Here is a 236-nt window from a genome sequence, read left to right as displayed (position 1 = left end):
GATGGATCGGTACTTCCTTCGCGTCAGCTACCTCTGCAAGGCCGCGACCAAGGTGTACGGCAATCGATGCCAAGTGTTTGGATGCAGTAGGGGATAGCCCCCCTCCCGGCTAACCTGCAGCAGCTAACTCTGCAAAGCAGCTACTAAAGTCTTTGGGGATGGCAGTCATGGATGTGGCGTCAGTCGGATTTGAGCGTCCTCGTTGGCCCTCAAATGAAGCCAGAGGGCATATGATC

The 236-nt window shown here is 55.5% G+C and carries 1 protein-coding gene; it reads left to right on the top strand.

Features of this window, described 5'->3' with window-relative positions; all coding sequences use genetic code 11:
- Position 1 precedes the first annotated feature (1 nt).
- On the top strand, positions 2-97 hold the full coding sequence (locus QN399_RS26885) for an inovirus-type Gp2 protein (RefSeq protein WP_369125140.1): 96 nt from the start codon (positions 2-4) through the stop codon (positions 95-97).
- Positions 98-236: the final 139 nt, after the last annotated feature.

The sequence above is a fragment of the Pseudomonas sp. 10C3 genome, assembly GCF_036346185.1.
Classification (GTDB): Bacteria; Pseudomonadota; Gammaproteobacteria; order Pseudomonadales; family Pseudomonadaceae; genus Aquipseudomonas.
The sequence above is the reverse complement of the archived record's forward strand: the minus strand, read 5'-3'. Positions and strand labels throughout refer to the sequence as shown.

What these genes read in the sequence shown, in the direction of transcription:
- QN399_RS26885 (WP_369125140.1), top strand. Translation starts at nt 2, where the DNA reads ATGGATCGGTACTTCCTTCGCGTCAGCTACCTCTGCAAGGCCGCGACC.